At 43.9% G+C, this 20,286-nt stretch carries 15 protein-coding genes and 4 tRNA genes; 13 read left to right on the top strand and 6 right to left on the bottom strand.

What is annotated here, in order from left to right; translation table 11 throughout:
* Positions 1-171 precede the first annotated feature (171 nt).
* From DXX94_RS07720 to DXX94_RS07660, 13 genes are all read left to right on the top strand, one after another.
* Positions 172-1,023, top strand: a complete 852-nt coding sequence (locus tag DXX94_RS07720) for an MBL fold metallo-hydrolase (RefSeq protein WP_116014964.1) — start codon at positions 172-174, stop codon at positions 1,021-1,023.
* A 176-nt stretch (positions 1,024-1,199) separates the two neighbouring features.
* Positions 1,200-1,637: a regulatory protein RecX gene (locus DXX94_RS07715; RefSeq protein ID WP_116014962.1), complete on the top strand. Its 438-nt coding sequence runs from the start codon at positions 1,200-1,202 to the stop codon at positions 1,635-1,637.
* 20 nt (positions 1,638-1,657) lie between these two features.
* Positions 1,658-4,282, top strand: coding sequence for an alanine--tRNA ligase (alaS, locus tag DXX94_RS07710; RefSeq protein ID WP_116014960.1), 2,625 nt, complete (start codon positions 1,658-1,660; stop codon positions 4,280-4,282).
* Between the two features lie 20 nt (positions 4,283-4,302).
* Positions 4,303-5,529, top strand: coding sequence for an aspartate kinase (locus DXX94_RS07705; protein ID WP_116014958.1), 1,227 nt, complete (start codon positions 4,303-4,305; stop codon positions 5,527-5,529).
* A gap of 128 nt (positions 5,530-5,657) precedes the next feature.
* Positions 5,658-5,855, top strand: coding sequence for a carbon storage regulator CsrA (gene csrA / locus DXX94_RS07700; RefSeq protein ID WP_115999145.1), 198 nt, complete (start codon positions 5,658-5,660; stop codon positions 5,853-5,855).
* A 140-nt stretch (positions 5,856-5,995) separates the two neighbouring features.
* A complete protein-coding gene (locus tag DXX94_RS07695) occupies positions 5,996-8,728 on the top strand; it encodes a M16 family metallopeptidase (RefSeq protein WP_116014957.1) in 2,733 nt (910 codons plus the stop codon).
* A 234-nt stretch (positions 8,729-8,962) separates the two neighbouring features.
* Positions 8,963-9,055 (top strand) — tRNA-Ser (locus DXX94_RS07690).
* A gap of 52 nt (positions 9,056-9,107) precedes the next feature.
* Positions 9,108-9,184: transfer RNA gene (locus DXX94_RS07685), tRNA-Arg, on the top strand.
* A 96-nt stretch (positions 9,185-9,280) separates the two neighbouring features.
* Positions 9,281-9,357: transfer RNA gene (locus DXX94_RS07680), tRNA-Arg, on the top strand.
* Positions 9,358-9,523: 166 nt separating this feature from the next.
* Positions 9,524-9,600 (top strand) — tRNA-Arg (locus DXX94_RS07675).
* A gap of 1,132 nt (positions 9,601-10,732) precedes the next feature.
* Positions 10,733-10,999, top strand: a complete 267-nt coding sequence (locus DXX94_RS07670; protein ID WP_115999147.1) for an OadG family protein — start codon at positions 10,733-10,735, stop codon at positions 10,997-10,999.
* A 14-nt stretch (positions 11,000-11,013) separates the two neighbouring features.
* Positions 11,014-12,813 (top strand): sodium-extruding oxaloacetate decarboxylase subunit alpha, encoded by a 1,800-nt coding sequence (gene oadA, locus DXX94_RS07665; protein WP_116014955.1) that lies wholly within the window; start codon positions 11,014-11,016, stop codon positions 12,811-12,813.
* A 9-nt stretch (positions 12,814-12,822) separates the two neighbouring features.
* On the top strand, positions 12,823-13,953 hold the full coding sequence (locus DXX94_RS07660; protein WP_116014953.1) for a sodium ion-translocating decarboxylase subunit beta: 1,131 nt from the start codon (positions 12,823-12,825) through the stop codon (positions 13,951-13,953).
* A gap of 110 nt (positions 13,954-14,063) precedes the next feature.
* Here the strand turns inward: DXX94_RS07660 and pdxH are convergent, their stop codons facing one another.
* From pdxH to napA, 6 genes are all read right to left on the bottom strand, one after another.
* The gene (pdxH, locus tag DXX94_RS07655; RefSeq protein WP_116014952.1) at positions 14,064-14,726 is read right to left on the bottom strand and encodes a pyridoxamine 5'-phosphate oxidase; all 663 of its coding nucleotides are present in this window, start codon (positions 14,724-14,726) and stop codon (positions 14,064-14,066) included.
* Between the two features lie 177 nt (positions 14,727-14,903).
* Entirely contained in the window at positions 14,904-16,217 is a 1,314-nt protein-coding gene (locus DXX94_RS07650; RefSeq protein WP_116014950.1) for an amidohydrolase, read from the bottom strand.
* A gap of 95 nt (positions 16,218-16,312) precedes the next feature.
* The gene (locus DXX94_RS07645) at positions 16,313-16,492 is read right to left on the bottom strand and encodes a PA3496 family putative envelope integrity protein (protein ID WP_147302252.1); all 180 of its coding nucleotides are present in this window, start codon (positions 16,490-16,492) and stop codon (positions 16,313-16,315) included.
* Between the two features lie 211 nt (positions 16,493-16,703).
* On the bottom strand, positions 16,704-17,291 hold the full coding sequence (locus DXX94_RS07640) for a cytochrome c3 family protein (RefSeq protein WP_115999153.1): 588 nt from the start codon (positions 17,289-17,291) through the stop codon (positions 16,704-16,706).
* A 10-nt stretch (positions 17,292-17,301) separates the two neighbouring features.
* Complete coding sequence (locus DXX94_RS07635; protein ID WP_116014947.1) at positions 17,302-17,778, bottom strand: nitrate reductase cytochrome c-type subunit; 477 nt, start codon at positions 17,776-17,778, stop codon at positions 17,302-17,304.
* Between the two features lie 11 nt (positions 17,779-17,789).
* Positions 17,790-20,285, bottom strand: coding sequence for a nitrate reductase catalytic subunit NapA (napA, locus tag DXX94_RS07630; RefSeq protein ID WP_116014945.1), 2,496 nt, complete (start codon positions 20,283-20,285; stop codon positions 17,790-17,792).
* Between the last annotated feature and the right edge of the window lies 1 nt (position 20,286).

Here is a 20,286-nt window from a genome sequence, read left to right as displayed (position 1 = left end):
TCCATTTATCAGCTTCAAGCTCTTAACATACTCAAGGAGTTCGGGTTAATCAAATGACTAGATCATGATTTTTACATTTTATTGGTGCTAAATTTTGTACCGTTCTGTACAAACAAGCGGTTATTTTATACAGTTTGATTAACATTCTGCTTACATGAAGAAGAACAACAAATGTTAAAAAAACTTTCTTTAATATTATTAGCCGCGACAACAAGTTTTACTGTTTCCGCACGCGACTTTAGTGACGTCAAAATTGAAACCAGTAAAGCGGCGGGCGATGTTTATATGCTGACCGGCCCAGGTGGTAACATTGGCGTGTTAGCCACGGGTGAAGGCTTATTGTTGGTGGATGACAAATTTGCCCCGCTGGCAGAAAAGATTGAAAATGCAATGAAGGCGATTGTTGATCAAGATCTAAAATACGTTATCAACACGCATTACCACGGTGATCATACGGGCAGTAACAGTTACTTTTCACATAAAGCGCCGATTTTTGCCCACCACAATGTTCGCAATCGACTAAAAAGCAATGACAGCTTAACCAAAGATGCCTTACCTGTGGTCACTTACGATAAAGGCGTAACGATTCATTTAGCGAATGAAGAAGTGCAACTAACGCATTTGCCGAAAGGACATACTGACAGCGATACTATTGTGTATTTTAAAAATGCTAATGTGTTGCATACAGGTGACTTATTTTTTGAAGGGCGCTTTCCCTACGTAGACACCAATGGTGGTGGCTCCGTCGATGGTTACATTGCCAATGTGAGTTACATGGTTAACAACTTTCCCGATGATGTGGTTATAATTCCAGGTCATGGCAATTTGACAGACAAAGCGGGCATGAAAGAGTTTGTCGCCATGATGATCGATACAAGCCAACAAGTGAAAGCGCAGCTTAGCGCTGGCAAGAGCGAAGCCGATATTTTAAAAGCCGGTGTCGCGCAAGAATACAAAGCCCTTTCTTGGAACTTTATTACCGAAGAGCGCTGGCTAAAAACACTGATTGCAGCCTATAAATAAGTTATCAACCGGCCTGAAAAAATATTCATTTTCATTTGAGTTTGGCGATTCCATACAGATTTGCACAGGAATCGCCAATTGCCGCTAAAACTCAGCAAATGCAAAGCAAAAACCACTACACATCTTCATTGGTTTAGGTAGAATACCGACTATTATTTGTCTGGCTTTTATATTTTTTGAACAAAGACGTTTTACACTCCGCCATCGGGCTATTATCGCGCCGAGAACACTCGACTAAAGAGTTAACGCAAAAGCTAAGCAAGAAGGCCTATTCATCTGACGATATCAAACAAGTGATCAACTTCTTACTCGATGAAGATTACTTGTCAAACATCCGTTTTGCCGAGAGCGTTATTCGCAACAAAGTAAGCCGAGGTTATGGCTGGAATGCGATTCGTCAAGAGCTCATGCTAAAAGGGGTCAATAGCGATATCTACACAAGTGTACTAGACGAGTTGAATGTCGATTGGTACACCCAAGCAGAGCAAGCCTACCGCAAGCGATTTGGTGAAACACCCATAGAAGATCAAAAAGACAAAGCCAAGCGATTACGATTTTTACAATACCGTGGCTTCTCGATGGACGAGTGCTTAACGGCATTGAATGCAAATTAACCGAAAGTGTTGGAAAAACCATGATTAGAAGTAGTGCTGAGATTCGCAAAGCATTTTTAAATTACTTTGCCTCCAAACAACATCAAATTGTTCAAAGTGCCTCATTGGTGCCGGGCAACGATGCCACCTTGTTGTTTACAAACGCCGGTATGGTGCCATTTAAAGATGTTTTCTTAGGCGCAGAAAAGCGTAGCTATACGCGCGCTACCTCGTCACAGCGCTGTGTTCGCGCTGGTGGTAAACACAATGACTTGGAAAACGTCGGTTATACCGCACGTCACCACACTTTCTTTGAAATGTTAGGTAACTTCAGCTTTGGTGATTACTTTAAGCAAGACGCGATTAAGTACGCGTGGCAGTTCTTGACTGAGGTACTGGCATTACCAACAGAAAAGCTGTTAGTAACCGTATACGAAACTGACCAAGAAGCGTTTGATATCTGGAACAAAGAAGTCGGCGTGCCAGCAGAAAAAATTATTCGCATTGGCGACAAGCATGGCGCTAAGCAATACGACTCAGATAACTTCTGGTCAATGGGTGATACTGGCCCATGTGGTCCGTGCTCTGAAATTTTCTACGATCACGGTGAGCACATTTGGGGTGGCCCTCCGGGTTCACCTGAAGAAGATGGCGACCGCTTCATTGAGATCTGGAACCTAGTTTTCATGCAGTTTAACCGCCATGCTGACGGCACGATGGAGCCTTTACCTAAGCCATCGGTAGATACCGGTATGGGTTTAGAGCGTATCTCTGCGATCATGCAAGACGTGCACAGCAACTACGAAATTGACATTTTCCAAGGTTTAATCGGCGCTGCTGCTAACTTGCTAGCATGTGACGACTTAGAAAATAAATCATTGCGTGTAATTGCCGATCACATTCGTTCATGTAGCTTTATGATTGCTGATGGCGTAATGCCATCGAATGAAGGCCGTGGTTATGTGCTGCGCCGTATTATTCGCCGTGCAATTCGTCATGGTCACAAGCTAGGTGCAAAAGATTTCTTCTTTCATAAACTAGTGGCGGCGTTAATTGAGCAAATGGGTGAAGCTTATCCTGAGCTGGTTCAACAGCAAGCGGTTGTTGAAAAAATGCTACGCATTGAAGAAGAGCAATTTGGTCGCACTCTTGACCGTGGTATGGCGCTACTAGAAGACATTATCGCGAATATGACAGGTGATGTGATCAATGGTGACGATGTATTCAAGCTATATGACACTTACGGTTTCCCAGCGGATTTAACGGCAGATATCGCGCGTGAACGCCAACTGCGTATTGATCACAATGGTTTTGATGTTGCCATGGGCTTGCAACGTGAGCGCGCGCAGCAAGCCAGCCAATTCGGCACTGACTACAACGAACAGCTTAAGTCTGAAAAACTGACTCAGTTTAAAGGTTACACGAACCACGAGTACTCAAGTACTGTGGTTGAGCTTTTCAAAGAAGGCGAATCGGTTGTTGAATTAGCACCGGGCGATAAAGGGGTAGTTGTATTGGACAACACGCCATTCTACGCCGAATCAGGTGGTCAAGTCGGTGACACAGGTGTATTACATTTAGACGGCGGTACATTTGAAGTTACTGACACCGTCAAAGTGGGTAATGCCTTTGCACACCACGGCACTGCACAAATTGCGATTGGCCTTAACCGCCGTGTGAAAGCAGAGATTGATGTCGCACGTCGTGAGAATATTGTTAAAAACCATACCGCAACACATATTCTTCATGCAGCACTGCGCAAGGTGCTTGGTGAGCATGTGACGCAAAAAGGTTCATTGGTTGACCCTGAAAAGCTACGCTTTGACTTCTCACACTTTGAAGCGGTGACTTCAGACGAGTTAAGCCAAATTGAGCATATGGTGAACAGCGAAATTCGTCGCAACGTAAAACGTGAAACTGAGTTAATGCAAATTGATGAAGCCAAAGAAAAAGGTGCGATGGCACTGTTTGGTGAGAAGTACGATGACGAAGTACGCGTAGTAACCCTTGGTGAATTCTCAACAGAATTGTGTGGTGGTGTTCACGTTGATCGCACTGGTGATATTGGCCTGTTAAAAATTACTTCTGAATCAGGTATTGCTGCCGGTGTTCGCCGTATAGAAGCGGTAACCGCAGAGGCGGCTTTGACCTTTATTGATAGCCAAGCTGATACGCTAGCAACCATCGCCTCAATGGTGAAGTCTGACGTTGCCGGTACAACAGGCAAAGTTGAGCAAATGATTTCACGCGCTAAGCAGCTTGAGAAAGAAATTGCACAACTTAAACAGCAATTAGCATCAGCAGCTAGTGGTGACTTAGTTAGCCAGGCGGTTGATATCAATGGTGTTAAAGCATTGATTGCCGATTTAGACGGTGTTGAATCTAAAGCTCTACGTGGCATGGTTGACGAGCTCAAAGTGAAAATGGGCTCAGGTATTATCATGCTAGCAACCGCTAATGGTGACAAAGTTGGCCTAATTGCTGGTGTGACCAAAGATTTGACTGGCCAAGTGAAAGCGGGCGAGTTAGTCAACATGGTGGCACAGCAAGTTGGTGGTAAAGGTGGTGGTCGTCCAGATATGGCGCAAGCCGGTGGTAGCCAACCTGAAAATATTGCCGCTGCGCTAGCGTCAGTTCAGCCGTGGCTAACTGAAAAATTGGGCTAATTCGTTCACTGTAATTTTACATGGCGATTATCGTTCAGAAATATGGGGGAACCTCGGTAGGTTCCCTTTCGCGTATTGAAGCGGTCGCAGAAAATATCATCACCACGGTAAGGCAAGGGCATCAGGTTGTTGTCGTGCTATCAGCCATGGCAGGCGAAACTAATCGTTTGTTGGCAATGGCACGACAATTAGATGCGACACCTGCTAGCCGAGAGCTCGATATGCTGCTTTCCTCGGGTGAACAAGTCAGCATTTCATTACTGGCCATCGCCTTAGTGCAACGCGGCATTTCCGCTATCTCTTTATTAGCTCATCAAGTGGGTATTCAAACTGATAATCGTTTTGGTGCGGCTCGCATTCAGTCAATTGATACTAAGCGCTTAACGCAGGCACTTTCGCAAGAGCAAGTCATTGTTGTAGCTGGCTTTCAGGGGCAAGACGTTGAACACAATGTTACGACCCTTGGCCGTGGTGGTTCAGATACCAGCGCGGTTGCCTTAGCGGTAGCGTTAAAAGCAGCAGAAGCACAGATCTTTACCGATGTTGATGGCGTTTATAGTGCTGACCCGCGGATTGTGGAGAAAGCACAACGTATCGCCAGCTTAAGTTTTGATGAAATGCTGGTGATGGCGAGTTTAGGTGCCAAGGTGTTGCAAAATCGCGCAGTGGAATATGCGTTTAGGCATCAGATGCCAATTCGTGTATTAAGCAGTTTTAGCCAAGGGGAGGGGACACTTGTGTTGCCAAAAAGCCAAGCATTAGCTGAAAGCCAAAGCAATAATCCTGTGTCTAGTGTTGTGCATGACCAACAACAGGCACTAATTTGCTTAACTGATGTCGCTGATAATGCGGTTTCATCAATCTTTGACTGCCTTGAAAAAGCCAATGTTGAACTTGATATGGTGCAGTTAGTGGGTGAGTCATCACTCGCTAAGCAGCTCTTGTTTACACTGAATAGAGACAAACTAGAGTATGCGAGAAATGCACTACAAGAGATTACAATGTTTAACAAATTTGGTACTATCCGCAGCCGCGAATCAGTTGCTAAAATATCAGCAGTTGGTATTGGCCTAAATAGTCACACCAAAGTGGTTGGCAAAATTGTCGCACTGCTCGCGTCTGCTGAAATTGATATTGAATTAATTTCAACCTCAGAAATATCATGTTCTGTTGTAATTGATGAAACTAATCTGGTTCAAGCAGCTCAAATACTGCATAGCGGATTCGGTTTAGATTCGTCGAACTAAGTTATCTATTTTTAACCATTGTTTTTATGGATAAATTTAAAATTTAGACTAACTTAGATAAGGTCATTGACCAAAAACTAGCTTAAAAAAATTAGTGGATCTCAATTCATACTTAAAGGAATCGAAGAATGTTAATATTAACTCGCCGTGTCGGTGAAACCTTGATGATTGGTGACGACGTAACTGTCACAGTACTAGGTGTTAAAGGTAATCAAGTACGTATTGGTGTAAACGCACCGAAAGAAGTTTCTGTGCATCGTGAAGAAATCTATATGCGCATACAAGCTGAGAAAGGCGATTCAGAGCCTTCTGGCAACCAGTTCTAATGTAGAACTTGAGAAGAATTGATACAAATAAGGTCAGCATTTTGCTGGCCTTTTTTTTGCCTTTTTATTTCCAACCATGTCGATTTCCTTTACATTGTTAAATTGATGTTAATTTCTATAAAAACAACAAGGAGAACGGGATGTTCTTAACCCAACCCACCAAACGCTGGCTGGTTGCTTCTGTAGTCTGTAGCAGTTTGAGTGCGATTTCTTGGTCAGCATCTGCCGCTAATGAAATCACCAGCATTGAAGGTATCACTGAATACCACTTAGACAATGGCTTACAAGTTTTGCTATTTCCTGATCAAACGAAGGAAACTGTGACAGTTAATGTGACCTATCATGTTGGCTCTAAACACGAAAACTACGGCGAAACCGGTATGGCTCACCTACTTGAGCACTTAGTGTTTAAAGGAACACCTCGTCACAAAGATATTCCCGCTGAATTAAGCGCTCATGGTGCGCGTCCTAATGGTACAACTTGGACAGACCGTACGAATTACTTCGAAACGTTCACCGCAACGCCTGAAAACATCAATTGGGCGTTAGATATGGAAGCGGATCGCATGGTTAACTCGTTCATTGCGAAAGAAGATTTAGACAGCGAAATGACTGTTGTACGCAATGAGTTCGAGCGCGGTGAAAACAGCCCATTCCGTGTGACGCTACAACGCACCATGGCAAGTGCCTTTGAGTGGCACAACTATGGTAAGTCGACGATTGGCGCTCGCGCTGATTTAGAAAATGTTTCCATTGACCGATTAAAAGCTTTCTATAAAAAGTACTACCAACCTGACAACGCCACGTTAATTGTTGCTGGTAAGTTTGATAACGACAGCATGATCAAGCTGGTTGATAAGTACTTTGGCGTGATTCCTAAACCAACACGTGTTATTGAGCCGTTATACACATTAGACCCTGCCCAAGACGGCGAGCGTCAAGTGACAGTGCGTCGCGTTGGCGATGTACAACTTGTTGGCAGTGTTTACAAAGTGCCTGCCGGTTCACATGAAGACTTTGCCGCGTTAGATGTTGCCGCCGAAATCTTTGGTGCAGCAGCAACAGGTCGTTTGCACAAAGCATTAGTTGAGAAAAAGCTCGCTAGCCGCGCATTTGGTTTTAACTTCCAGTGGGAAGAGCCTGGCGTTGCTTTGTATTTTGCGCAAGTAGACAAAGATCAAGATTTAGCAGTTACTCAAGCGGAGTTGCTAAAAACGATTGAGCAGACCGTGGAGCAACCATTTACTGACGAAGAAGTTGAACGTGCAAAACGCACTCTTTTGAAAGAAATAGAGCTGACTTTTAACTCGTCTGAGCGTATTGCTTTAGGGTTAAGCGAATGGGTTGGCATGGGTGATTGGCGTTTGCTGTTCTTAAACCGTGACCGCATTGAAAAAGTGACAACGGCTGATGTTAAGCGCGTTGCAGATACTTATTTCGTGCAAAACAACCGTACGGTAGGTCGTTACATTCCAACCGATAAACCTGAGCGCGTTGAAATTCCTCAAGTTGAAAGCGTTGCTGCGATGTTAGAAGGCTACAAAGGTCGTGAAAATATCGCTCAAGGTGAAGCATTCGACCCGAGCCACGATAATATCGATAGTCGCACTAAGATGGTGACGTTAGACAGTGGAATTAAAGTGGCGTTATTGGCGAAGAAAACACGTGGTGAGTCTGTTGTTGTTCGCGTAGCGACTCAGATGGGCGACTTGGATTCATTGCAAAGTAAGGGCTTAATTGGTGACTTAACGGGTAGCATGTTGATGCGTGGTACCACGACGTTCACACGAGAGCAGCTTAAAGATGAGTTTGATAAGCTGAAAACCAATGCGGTTATTGGCGGTGATGCTGAAGGTGCTTCAGCACGTTTAGAAACGGTTAAAGCGAATTTAGTACCTGCCTTAAAGCTAATGGCACAAGTGTTAAAACAGCCTTCGTTTGATGCCAAAGAGTTCGAGCAACTTGTTTCAACAACCGAAGTTGATATAGAGCAACAACTGCAAGACCCGCAAGCTATTGTGTTTAGAGAATTCTCGCGTCGTCAAAACCCATTTGACGCGTCACATCCGCGTTATATCGCAACGATGGAAGAACAGTTAGCAAACTTAAAGACAGTGAAGTTAGCTGACTTACAAGCCTTCCATAAGCAGTTCTACGGCGCTAACAGCATGCAAGTTAGTGTTATTGGTGATTTTGACGAAATGGTCGTGGTTAAAGCGTTAAACGACTTATTCGGCGGTTGGGCTTCGGATCAAGCTTACGAACGCATTACCCATCCTTACCACAAGCAACCAAGTAAAGATCAAAGCTTTAATACACCAGATAAAGAAAATGCCGTATTTGTTGCTTCAACTACTTTGCCGGTAGGGGTTAACAGTAAAGATGCGCCAGCACTTGAGCTAGCAAACTACATTTTCGGTGGTGGATTCCTAAATAGCCGCTTAGCAACTCGTTTGCGCCAAAAAGACGGTTTAAGTTACGGAGCTGGCTCGTTTGTTCGTATGAGCAGCAATGACGCTCGTGCCTCAATGGGCGCATATGCTATTTGTGCACCGCAAAACTTAGCGAAAGTGGAAGTGGGCTTCAAAGAAGAGCTTGAGCGTTTAATTAAAGATGGTTTCACTGCTGAAGAAGTAGAAGCAGCTAAATCAGGCCTATTGCAAGGTAAGCGCGTTAGTCGCTCACAAGATAGAGAGTTAGTCGCTAAATTAAATGGCAACTTGTATTACAACAAGAGCATGCAGTTCGATAAAAAATATGAACAGCAACTTGCGTCATTAACACCAGAGCAGCTGCATAAAGTGGTGAAGAAATATTTCAAACTGAAAGATTTCTCTATCATTAAAGGTGGTGATATGAGTAAAGTTGAATAAATGAACATTTATTTATAGTTTTGAAAGGCTACCTTGCAGGTAGCCTTTTTTAATTCGGGCAATATTAGCTGCTGGGCTGATGTTAAAAACAAACTTAATTCATCAAAAAATTGCTCAATTAATCACGTTTTTGCCCTAAATATCGACGTGTTGTATTAATTGTGAGCAAACGAAATAAAAAGTTTAAAAAACTGTTTGACTTATTTTTCAGAATCATTAATATTCGCAGCCACTGGTGAGATGGCCGAGTGGCTGAAGGCGCTCCCCTGCTAAGGGAGTATACGGTTTGTAGCCGTATCGAGGGTTCAAATCCCTCTCTCACCGCCATTATTTCTTAATGGCATCTACGTTAACTAAGATGTAAAACTGTTAATTATGCGGACGCGTAGCTCAGCTGGATAGAGTACCTGGCTACGAACCAGGCGGTCGCAGGTTCGACTCCTGCCGCGTCCGCCACTTTCTCGAAAGTGGCAACAATTTTAACAACTGGTTAAGCATAGAAAAACAGCTAATATTAAGGCTGGTTAAATAAATTAATAATACTTTTATTGCGGACGCGTAGCTCAGCTGGATAGAGTACCTGGCTACGAACCAGGCGGTCGCAGGTTCGACTCCTGCCGCGTCCGCCACTTTCTTTAAAGTGGTTAAGCAATAAATACTATCCTTACCTCGGGATATAAAATAACGATTAACTGTGAACACAGAGTTCAGCTTGATAGGCAGTATACTTTGACTTAGATGGCTACGAACTGGTTCGCTATCCTTACCTCAGGATATAAAATATCGATTGACCGCGGACGCGTAGCTCAGCTGGATAGAGTACCTGGCTACGAACCAGGCGGTCGCAGGTTCGACTCCTGCCGCGTCCGCCACATCTAAGAAACCAGTCTTTTGACTGGTTTTTTTTCGCCTGTAAAAAGTTCTTCGCAAATCTCGTAGATGATAAGGATTTTGTTGCAGTTGCCCAAAGGCTTAGTTGGATAGCCTGATATAAAAGTAAAGTGGCTACGAACCAGGTGGTCGTAGGTTAGGCTCTTGCCAGTGCTACAGCAATCAAGAGTGCCACATCTAAGAAACCAGTCATCTGACTGGTTTTTTTGTCTGTAGAAAGTTCTTCGCAAATCTAGTAGATGATAAGGATTTTGTTGCAGTTGCGAAAAGGCTTAGCTGGATAGCCTGATATAAAAGTAAAGTGGCTACGAACCAGGCGGTCTGAGGTTAGCCTCCTGCCAGTGCTACAGCAATCAAGAGTGCCACATCTAAGAAACCAGTCTTTTGACTGGTTTTTTTTCGCCTGTAAAAAGTTCTTAGCAAATCTAGTAGATGCTCAGGACTTTGTTGCAGTTGCCCAAAGGCTTAGCCGGGTAGCCTGAAATAAAATCAAAGTGGCTATATTAAGCTTCACTTGCTAGAAACCTTGTAACCCCAACTACCGACTACCTGATAATCGCTAACACATCATCAATTGTCGTCAATGTGCTTTATGAAGCGCCTTATGGACACTTTGGTCTCTCCAATAACTAATGCCAATTAAATTAATTAATTGGTATCGGATAACTCGATAGTTTAGCTTCACTTCCTCTTTTAAACTTAACAACAAAATCGATCTTCGAATGAGAGTATTTGAACCCATCATGGTGAGATTGAGTGTAATGGGGTTTTCTTGCTATTCATCATCGTCGAGCTAGGCTAAAAAGTATGAAGATCATCTTCAATCAACGAAAAAACTGCATAATTGTATAGACAGCTTTTTTATCAATATTGTATACAATTTCATTGTAAGTCAGTGAAATTAAAATATTTAGATAAAAAATATTGTATACAAAAATTGTTTTTGCTGTTTTTTGGCTGCATAAATATCAAAATATTATGAATGAATAGTGAAAATGATGATTTGAGCTATTGACATCTTTTTTTTTATCTTAAATGGCTATTTCTTGATTGCATTTTCAATATTGGAGTGATTATTCTAGCCAGACAAAGAAAATAATAAGAGAGTAACAAATGGAATCACTCAGCCAATTGTTTATTGAAGCGGGCACACTGATGCTTGCTGGTATGGTGTTTGTTTTCGCCTTTCTTGGCATTCTTGTGGTGATCATTAATACCGTATTAGCACCACTTGCAAATAAGTTTCCCGACCCTGTAGCACCGGCCGTTACTCGCCCACCAGTTAAAAAATCTGCGGCTAATGATGGTGTCTCACCTTCAGTTGTAGCGGCTATTTCAGCCGCTGTTTCACAATACCGCCAAAAGCATAATAAAGAATAGATAGGAGCATGGTCATGACAAAACCATTAGGTATCACAGAGCTTGTACTAAGAGATGGACATCAGTCCCTGTTAGCAACCCGACTTCGTTTAGAAGATATGTTGCCGATCGCTCCAGTGTTAGATGAAGTAGGCTTTTGGTCGATTGAATCATGGGGCGGTGCAACGTTTGATGCGTGTATTCGCTACTTAGGTGAAGATCCTTGGCATCGCATTCGCGAGCTGAAAAAAGCGATGCCAAATACCAAGCAACAAATGCTATTTCGCGGACAAAATATTCTAGGTTATCGCCACTACGCTGACGATGTGGTGGAAAAGTTCGTTGAACGTGCACACATTAATGGTGTTGATGTTTTCCGTATTTTTGATGCGATGAACGATGTTCGCAACTTACAAACAGCGATCAAAGCGGCAGTTAAAGTAGGTGCTCATGCCCAAGGCACACTGAGCTTCACTGAAAGCCCTGTACACACGCTTGATGGTTGGTTAACAATGGCCAAGCAACTTGAAGATATGGGCGCGCACTCGCTATGTATTAAAGACATGGCAGGTCTGCTCAAGCCTTACTATGCAGAAGAGCTCATTACCAAATTAAAAGAAACCGTTGCGCTGCCAATTTCATTACATTGCCACGCTACCACTGGCTTAAGTGTTGCGACTCATATGAAGGCGATAGATGCTGACATTGATGTTATTGATACTTCAATATCGTCAATGAGTATGACTTACGGTCACTCACCAACAGAAACCATTGTGTCGGCAGTAGAAGGTTCGCCGCGAGACACAGGCTTAGACATGAACAAGCTGGCAGAAGTGGCAACATATTTCCGTGATGTTCGTGAAAAGTATGCCAAGTTTGAAGGTAGTTTGAAGGGCGTTGATGCACGAATTCTATTAGCTCAAGTGCCAGGCGGTATGCTAACCAATATGGAAAATCAATTACGAGAGCAGGGTGCAGCTGATCGTTTAGACGAAGTACTAACCGAAATTCCTAAAGTTCGTAAAGACTTAGGTTATATTCCGCTAGTTACCCCAACCTCGCAAATTGTAGGTACTCAATCGGTGCTGAATGTATTGACTGGCGAGCGCTACAAAACCATCACCAAAGAAACCACAGGTGTATTAAAAGGCGAATACGGTGCAACGGCAGCAGAGGTTAATGCTGAGCTGCAGGCACGCGTGCTTGATGGTAGTGACGCCATTACTTGCCGACCTGCAGATCTGCTCGATCCAGAAGTGGATAAATTGACGGCAGAACTAGAACAGTTAGCTAAAGAGAAAAGCATTGATTTAGCAGACGATGTTATTGATGACGTGCTTACTTATGCGTTGTTCCCGCAAATCGGTTTGAAGTTCTTAGAAAATCGCAATAATCCAGATGCTTTTGAACCAGCACCTAGTAAAGCCGATGCAGCGCCGAAAGCGGCGCCAGCAGCCGCAGCTAGCAGCACGGGTGCTACTGAAAACTATTCCGTTGCGGTGGATGGTAAAGTTTATGAAGTAGTTGTTGGCCCAAGCGGCAGTGTTACCTCGGTAGCGCCAAGTTCGGCCCCTGCCTCGGCAACAGATGCTGCAATTAAGCAAAGCGCATCAGTTTCTGCCGAAGAAACGCTGAATGCACCACTTGCGGGTAATATTTTCAAAGTCTTGGTTAGCGAAGGCCAAGAAGTGGCGGAAGGTGATGTGGTTATCATCATGGAAGCAATGAAAATGGAAACCGAAGTACGCGCAGTAACAGGTGGTACGGTTGTTAGCTTAAATGTTCGTGAAGGTGACTCTGTTGCTGTTGGCGACGTGTTACTGAGCTTATCATAGGGGCATAACATGGAGCAGTTACAAACACTCTGGATGTCCACAGGTCTTGCCAACTTTGAAGTTGGCCAGATCGTTATGATGCTCGTTGGTTGTGGCTTATTGTATTTAGCAATTGCCAGAAACTTCGAGCCGCTGCTGCTTTTACCTATGGGCTTTGGCGCGATTTTAACCAATATCCCTGTCGCTGGCTTCTCTGAAGTTGGTGGCCTACTGCACTATGTTTATTATGCAGGGATCGACACGGGTATCTTTCCGCTTCTGATCTTTATGGGCGTTGGTGCAATGACCGACTTCGGTGCGCTAATCGCTAACCCTAAAACATTGTTCTTAGGTGCTGCTGCGCAGTTCGGTATTTTTGCTACCTTGTTTGGTGCGATTGCCTTAAACGCCATTCCTGGATTCGAGTTTTCGCTACAAGATGCTTCTGCCATTGCCATCATTGGTGGTGCTGATGGTCCTACGGCGATCTTCTTAGCGTCTAAATTAGCGCCTGAGCTATTAGGTGCGATTGCCGTTGCAGCTTATTCATACATGGCGCTTGTGCCAATTATTCAGCCGCCAATTATGAAGCTATTCACTAACGAAGAAGAGCGCAAAATTGAAATGGCTCAAATGCGTCACGTGACCAAAATAGAGAAGATTATCTTCCCGCTGGCAGTACTGTTAATGGCGATTTTCTTCTTGCCAGCAGCAACGCCACTGGTTGGTATGTTCTGTTTAGGTAATTTGATGCGTGAATCAGGTGTGGTAGATCGCTTAAGCTCAACCGCGCAAAATGAGTTGATCAATATCGTTACGATTTTCTTAGGTTTAGGTGTTGGTTCGAAGCTAAGTGCAGATGCTTTCTTAAATGTAGAAACTTTAGGTATTTTAGCCTTAGGTGCGGTGGCATTCTCGATTGGCACAGCGTCAGGCGTATTGATGGCGAAACTAATGAATAAGCTGTCGAAAGATCCGATTAACCCACTGATTGGTGCAGCGGGTGTTTCTGCGGTACCGATGGCAGCACGTGTGGCGAATAAGGTAGGTTTGGAAGCAAACCCACACAACTTCTTGCTAATGCATGCGATGGGACCAAATGTAGCAGGTGTACTTGGCTCAGCAGTTGCCGCAGGTATTCTGTTAGCACTTGTCGGTTAAAGTAACTAGCTCTATGAGCTAAGCTGATAATTAATAAACAAAAAGCCCAAGCCCCACGCAATACTGCTTAGGGCTTGGGCTTTTTTATGTATTATGCTTTTTGCTAGAGGCTAAGGGTGTAGCTTAAACGTTTGCCAGTCGTTGTTCGTTTGGTCATTTTTTTCAAAGCACAGTCTGTCGTGTAAGCGGCTTGTACGGCCTTGCCAAAATTCCATGTAGTGTGGTTTTACGCGCCAACCGCCCCAGAACTCAGGGTGTGGAACGTCTTTACCTGAAAACTCTTGTTCAAACTGCTTTACGCGTTCTTTAAGCTCATTGGGGTGAGTGAGTTGTTGACTTTGTTTTGATGCCCATGCGCCCACTTTACTGCCACGGTCGCGGCTGTTGAAGTAATTGGCTGATTCTTCCAGCGTAGTCTTTTCAACAGTACCTTCAATACGCACTTGGCGTTGTAATACATTCCAGTGTAATAACAAGGCGACCTTTTGATTGTCTTCAAGCTCATGGCTTTTGCGACTGCCATAGTTGGTGTAGAACACGAAGCCTCGCTCGTCGAAAGACTTCATTAGCACCATACGTGAGCTTGGCTGGCCATCTTTACTACAAGTGCTTACCGAGACTGCTTCAGGTAATAAGATCCCAGATTTATTGGCATCATTAAACCAAGTGTCAAATAGGGCGATGGGATCGCTGGCATCATCAAATTCAGGTAGTGACAGGGCAACCCCTTGGCCAAAAGTAAATAAACAACGAATTTTTTCTAGGAAAGTCATAATGATAACAGCAATTAATGGTTGAGCTTATTTTAGCAAGTTAGCATGCTGGATTACCACAATGAAAGTGATAAGCCAGTAGCATAAATTTCGTAATGTAGAATGCAATTATACTACTGGCAGAAAGGGCTTTTAGTTCATTTGTACTTAATTTGCTTAAGTTTAATTTACCTAGCCTTAATTCATTTGCATATAGTCAAATGTTAAGTTCGTTAGTAGTTTAACACCTAACTTCATGCCGCTTTCGTCAATTTTAAACTCTGGCGTATGGTGACCCGGTGCTTCATCTTCTGGAATATCACGGCTTTTGCCACCAACGAATAAATACAATCCCGGCACTTTTTCTTGGAAGAAAGAAAAGTCTTCAGCACCTGTTACAGCTTTGGTTGCTACAGCATTACCTTCGCCAGCGGTGGCGACTAAAGTTGGCAGCATAGTTTGCATAAGTTTTGGATCGTTGTAAGTGATTGGGTAGCTGTAATCTAGTGGTAACGTTACTTCTGCAGTGGTATTCATACTCGCCGCAATATTGGTTGCTTTGCGATGCACGGCTTCGTGAATATGCTCACGAATATCTGGGTTTAAGCTGCGAATGGTGCCGACCAACTCAACTTCGCTTGGAATGATGTTCGAGCGATTACCGCCGTTAATCATACCAACAGTGACAACGGCTGCGCTGTCAATAAGCTTAACTTCGCGGCTAACAATGGTTTGTAAGCCCATAATTACTTGCGCAGCCGAAACAATAGGATCAGCGCTTAACCAAGGGTAGGCACCATGTGACTGCTGGCCCTTGATGACGATGCGGTATGGGTCAACCGCTGCCATAATGCCTTCTTCTTTGTATTCTACGGTGCCGACATCTTGACCAGAACTAATGTGCAAGCCAAAAATAACATCGACATCTGGGTTTTTGAGTACGCCTTCTTTAACCATCACTTCGGCACCGCCAACTTCACCGCGTGGTGCGCCTTCTTCAGCCGGTTGGAAGATAAACTTCACTTTACCGGTTAATTGGTCTTTCTTCTCAGTAAGTATTTTGGCCGCGCCCATTAGCATCGCAATATGAGTATCGTGACCACACGCATGCATTACTCCAACATCTTTGCCTTCATGCACCGCTTTGACTTTCGACTCGAAAGGTAAACCTGTCGCTTCTGTTACTGGTAAGCCGTCAATATCGGCGCGTAGCGCAACTACTGGGCCAGGTTTACCAGAATCAAGTACGGCAACTACACCTGTTTTTGCGATGCCTGTTTGCACATCTAAACCAAGCTCAGTTAAGTACTTAGCGATAGTTTTAGCTGTTTCGAATTCACGATTAGAGAGTTCAGGATGTTGATGGAAATGACGGCGCCACTTGATCACTTGTGGTTCAATCTCGCTTGCCATATCGGCGACGTCTGCTTTAAACGAGCTCGTATTTGCTACGGCAGTTTGCAATGATGAGCAAGCAACAGCAATGCTTGCAGCTAATAGAAGTTTTTTCATGTTGAAGTTGTTTTTGTTGTTGAAGATAGCTTAACCATACTGCAAAGCGCTGGTGTTTGCTAACCATCTATCTTCGATATTGCGCGAGTTATCGATTAAACCTCCCAGTCATCTGAGTTATCCAAAAGTTGCTTTAGGCGTTTCTCTTCGAGTAATTCGTCAATGCGTTTACGTACTTTTGACTCTTTAATTGATTGCTCATTGCTCGCTAAGTCTTTTTCGTAGTCTGGTAAATCGGCTTTGTGCTGTGCTTGCTTGCTGTCACGATAAGTCATCTTTATCTCACCCATTGGCAGTAGTTAACAGACATAAAAAAGCCGACAATGCCTTAAAAATCAGCATGGTCGGCATTAATTTGAACATAGGCAACAAATTTGGCTTTTTCAAATAAAAATGAAAAGGTTTGTTAATTTGTTAGCACTATACTGTTTTCGTAAAAGCCCTCTGTCTTAGTTAGTAAAAGCTTGCCAAGCGTTTGTTTAGCAACTACCAGCCTTCGACTCCTTGCATATCTGGCAGGCGATGCGCGATCCCTTTGTGGCAGTCAATACAGGTTTTTTCGCCACTGGCCAATGAGGTTGAATGCATTTGCGCGGCGCGCTGACTTTGCACGCTAAAGTCCATGTAATCGAAATTATGGCAGTTTCGACACTCAAGCGAATCGTTCGCTTTTAATCTTGCCCATTCGTGTTCAGATAAGCGTTTGCGATTTGCCAAAAATTTCTCACGGGTGTTAATGGTACCAAATATTTTGCCCCATACTTCTTTTGAAGCCTGCATCTTACGAGCAATTTTATCTGTCCAGTTATGCGGTACATGACAATCTGGACAAGTGGCTCTAACACCTGAGCGGTTAGTAAAGTGGATGGTCGTTTTTAGCTCTTCATAAACATTGTCTTCCATTTCATGGCATGAAATACAGAATGTTTCGGTATTCGTCGCTTCAAGGGCAGTGTTAAAACCACCCCAGAAGATAATACCAGCGATAAAACCACCGAGTGTTAGAAAGCCTAAACTGTAATGAACGCTTGGCTTTCTAATCGTCTGCCATGCTTTTACTAGGATATCTTTCATCTAACATCTCCTATTTTTGCTCGCCGCTATTAACTTTCTGCGAGGTGAGTGTGTGCATATCAACAAAGCTATTATCAATAAGTGGCTTAGCATCTAATTGATTAACATGGCATTGATTACAGAAATAGCGACGCGGTGACAGCTCGGCCAAGAAGTTTCCTTCTCTATCCATAAAGTGAGTGACACTAACCATCGGAGCTTGTGAGTCTTGAGTGCGCTCGCGGCTGTGGCAAGACATACACTTATTACTATTTAGATTCACTTCGTAATTACGCGTGGTGTGCGGAATAACCGGCGGCTGCATCGGGTAATTACGTGTTTGTTTAATATCGCTATTAATTACATTTGGAATTTTCTTGGTTGACTCTTGTGTGTCAATGGCAGTGCTGTGTCTTAGCGTGGCGATATTGTCATCTTCATTAGCTATGGCTTGCGCACCGAGCGAGCTAAGCAGCACAGATAAACAACAGATAATGAGTTTTTTCATAATTTTGCTCCTTATGCTTTCTCAATGCGAACCGCGCATTTTTTAAAGTCGGTTTCTTTAGAGATAGGGTCGGTGGCATCAAGTGTCACTTTGTTCGTTAGGCGGCTGGCGTCAAACCAAGGCATAAACACTAAGCCAATTGGCGGTTTGTTACGGCCTCGGGTTTCAACTCGGGTTTCCACTTCACCTCGACGAGAAACAATTTTCACGGCATCTCCTCGGCGCAGACCACGCTTTTTAGCATCGTCTGGGTGCATATAAACTAAGGCGTCTGGCATCGATTGATAAAGCTCAGGTACACGTTGTGTCATCGAGCCAGAATGCCAATGTTCAAGCACACGGCCTGTCGATAGCCACAAATCGTATTCTTTATCTGGGACTTCCGCGGCTGGCTCATAAGGCAGGGCAAAAATAATCGCTTTGCCGTCTGGCTTACCATAGAACTCAAAACCTGAGCCTGGTTTAACGTAAGGATCTGAGCCTTCTTTAAAGCGCCATAAGGTTTCTTTTCCGTCTACCACAGGCCAGCGCAAACCGCGCTCTTGGTGGTATCTATCATAAGGAGCTAAGTCATGCGCTTTACCACGACCAAACGAAGCGTACTCTTCAAACAGTCCTTTTTGAATGTAGAAGCCAAAATCACGAGCTTCTTGATTCAATCGGTCGTCAGGCACTTCGCTTAGTGTGTATTTGTTGACTTGGCCATTGGCAAACAGAACTTCAAACAAAGTCTTGCCTTTGTAGCTTGGGTTCTTATCTAAGGTTTTCTTTTCCCACACATCGTCGGTTTTAAAGCGCTTTGAAAACTCAACGAGTTGCCATAAATCAGACTTCGCACCTTCTGGCGCTTCTACCATTTGATACCAAGCTTGCGTGCGGCGCTCAGCGTTACCGTACGCACCTTCTTTTTCTACCCACATTGCAGTTGGTAAAATTAAGTCAGCAGCTTGCGCCGTCACGGTTGGATAGGGATCCGAGACAACAATAAAGTTTTTCGGGTTGCGATAACCTGGATAACCTTCTTCATTGATGTTGGCAGCTGCTTGCATATTGTTGTTACATTGCACCCAATAGAAATTGAGTTTGCCATCTTTAAGCATGCGGTTTTGCAGTACGGCATGGTAACCAGGCTTAGGTGGAATAACATCTTTTGGCAGTTTCCATTTCTTCTCAGCAATTGCGCGATGTTTTGGGTTCTTCACTACCATGTCTGCCGGTAAACGGTGGGCGAAAGTACCCACTTCACGCGCGGTGCCGCAAGCAGATGGTTGGCCAGTTAATGAAAATGGACTATTACCCGGCGTAGAGATTTTACCCGTCAATAAATGAATGTTGTAAATCATGTTGTTGGCCCACACACCACGAGTGTGTTGGTTAAAGCCCATGGTCCAGAAAGAACACACTTTACGATTTGGATCGGCATAGAGCTCAGCCAGTTCAATGAGCTTGTCTTTTGGTACATGAGAAAGCTCTGACGCATACTCTAGGGTGTACTTGCTGACAAACTTAGCGTACTCATCAAATGAAATTGGTTTTGAACCACCCGCTTTGGTATTGTTCTTAGCTTTTCTCTCTAGCACGTGCTCAGGGCGTAAACCGTAGCCAATATCTTGGTTGCCCATGGCGAATTTGGTGTGCTTGTTAACAAAGTCATGATTCACTTTGTTATTTTGGATGATGTAATTAGCAATAAAATTCAAGATGGCAAGATCGGTTTGCGGTACGAAAATCATACCGTTATCGGCCAAATCAAAGCTGCGATGTTCAAATGTTGATAGCACAGCCACCTTAACATGTGGTGCACTTAAGCGACGATCCGTTATACGGGTCCATAAAATCGGGTGCATTTCCGCCATGTTGGAGCCCCATAGCACCATAGCATCTGTAGCTTCAATGTCATCATAACAACCCATTGGTTCATCAATACCAAAGGTACGCATAAAGCCTGCAACCGCAGAGGCCATACAGTGACGAGCATTCGGGTCAATGTTGTTTGAACGAAAGCCAGCTTTCATCAGTTTCGAAGCAGCATAGCCTTCATGCACTGTCCATTGGCCAGAGCCAAACATGCCAACGCCAGTTGGGCCAACATCTTTCAGTGTTTGCTTTGCTTTTTCTTCCATCACATCGAATGCCTGATCCCACGTAATCGGGGTAAACTCACCATTTTTATCGTACTTACCGTTTTTCATGCGAAGTAGTGGTGTAGTTAAGCGATCTTTACCGTACATAATCTTGGATAAGAAATACCCCTTAACACAGTTCAGCCCTTTATTTACTGGCGATTTAATATCACCATGGGTAGCTACTACTTGACCGTCCATCACACCAACATTGACGCTACAACCTGTACCGCAAAAACGGCAAGGAGCTTTGTCCCATTTGATTTTGGTGATATCACTGGCAGTGATTAAGTTGGAAGCTTGTGCAGGTATGGAAACCCCGGCTACTGCAGCAGCGGCTGCAACGGCATTAGCTTTAATAAATTCTCGGCGATTTAGTGTCATC

Origin of the sequence: Thalassotalea euphylliae (assembly GCF_003390375.1) — a bacterium.
Lineage (GTDB): Bacteria > Pseudomonadota > Gammaproteobacteria > Enterobacterales > Alteromonadaceae > Thalassotalea_F > Thalassotalea_F euphylliae_A.
This window is presented reverse-complemented; position numbering and strand designations above follow the sequence as displayed.

What these genes read in the sequence shown, in the direction of transcription:
- DXX94_RS07720 (WP_116014964.1), top strand. Translation starts at nt 172, where the DNA reads ATGTTAAAAAAACTTTCTTTAATATTATTAGCCGCGACAACAAGTTTT.
- alaS (WP_116014960.1), top strand. Translation starts at nt 1,658, where the DNA reads ATGATTAGAAGTAGTGCTGAGATTCGCAAAGCATTTTTAAATTACTTT.
- DXX94_RS07705 (WP_116014958.1), top strand. Translation starts at nt 4,303, where the DNA reads ATGGCGATTATCGTTCAGAAATATGGGGGAACCTCGGTAGGTTCCCTT.
- csrA (WP_115999145.1), top strand. Translation starts at nt 5,658, where the DNA reads ATGTTAATATTAACTCGCCGTGTCGGTGAAACCTTGATGATTGGTGAC.
- DXX94_RS07695 (WP_116014957.1), top strand. Translation starts at nt 5,996, where the DNA reads ATGTTCTTAACCCAACCCACCAAACGCTGGCTGGTTGCTTCTGTAGTC.
- DXX94_RS07670 (WP_115999147.1), top strand. Translation starts at nt 10,733, where the DNA reads ATGGAATCACTCAGCCAATTGTTTATTGAAGCGGGCACACTGATGCTT.
- oadA (WP_116014955.1), top strand. Translation starts at nt 11,014, where the DNA reads ATGACAAAACCATTAGGTATCACAGAGCTTGTACTAAGAGATGGACAT.
- DXX94_RS07660 (WP_116014953.1), top strand. Translation starts at nt 12,823, where the DNA reads ATGGAGCAGTTACAAACACTCTGGATGTCCACAGGTCTTGCCAACTTT.
- pdxH (WP_116014952.1), bottom strand. Translation starts at nt 14,726, where the DNA reads ATGACTTTCCTAGAAAAAATTCGTTGTTTATTTACTTTTGGCCAAGGG.
- DXX94_RS07650 (WP_116014950.1), bottom strand. Translation starts at nt 16,217, where the DNA reads ATGAAAAAACTTCTATTAGCTGCAAGCATTGCTGTTGCTTGCTCATCA.
- DXX94_RS07645 (WP_147302252.1), bottom strand. Translation starts at nt 16,492, where the DNA reads ATGACTTATCGTGACAGCAAGCAAGCACAGCACAAAGCCGATTTACCA.
- DXX94_RS07640 (WP_115999153.1), bottom strand. Translation starts at nt 17,291, where the DNA reads ATGAAAGATATCCTAGTAAAAGCATGGCAGACGATTAGAAAGCCAAGC.
- DXX94_RS07635 (WP_116014947.1), bottom strand. Translation starts at nt 17,778, where the DNA reads ATGAAAAAACTCATTATCTGTTGTTTATCTGTGCTGCTTAGCTCGCTC.
- napA (WP_116014945.1), bottom strand. Translation starts at nt 20,285, where the DNA reads ATGACACTAAATCGCCGAGAATTTATTAAAGCTAATGCCGTTGCAGCC.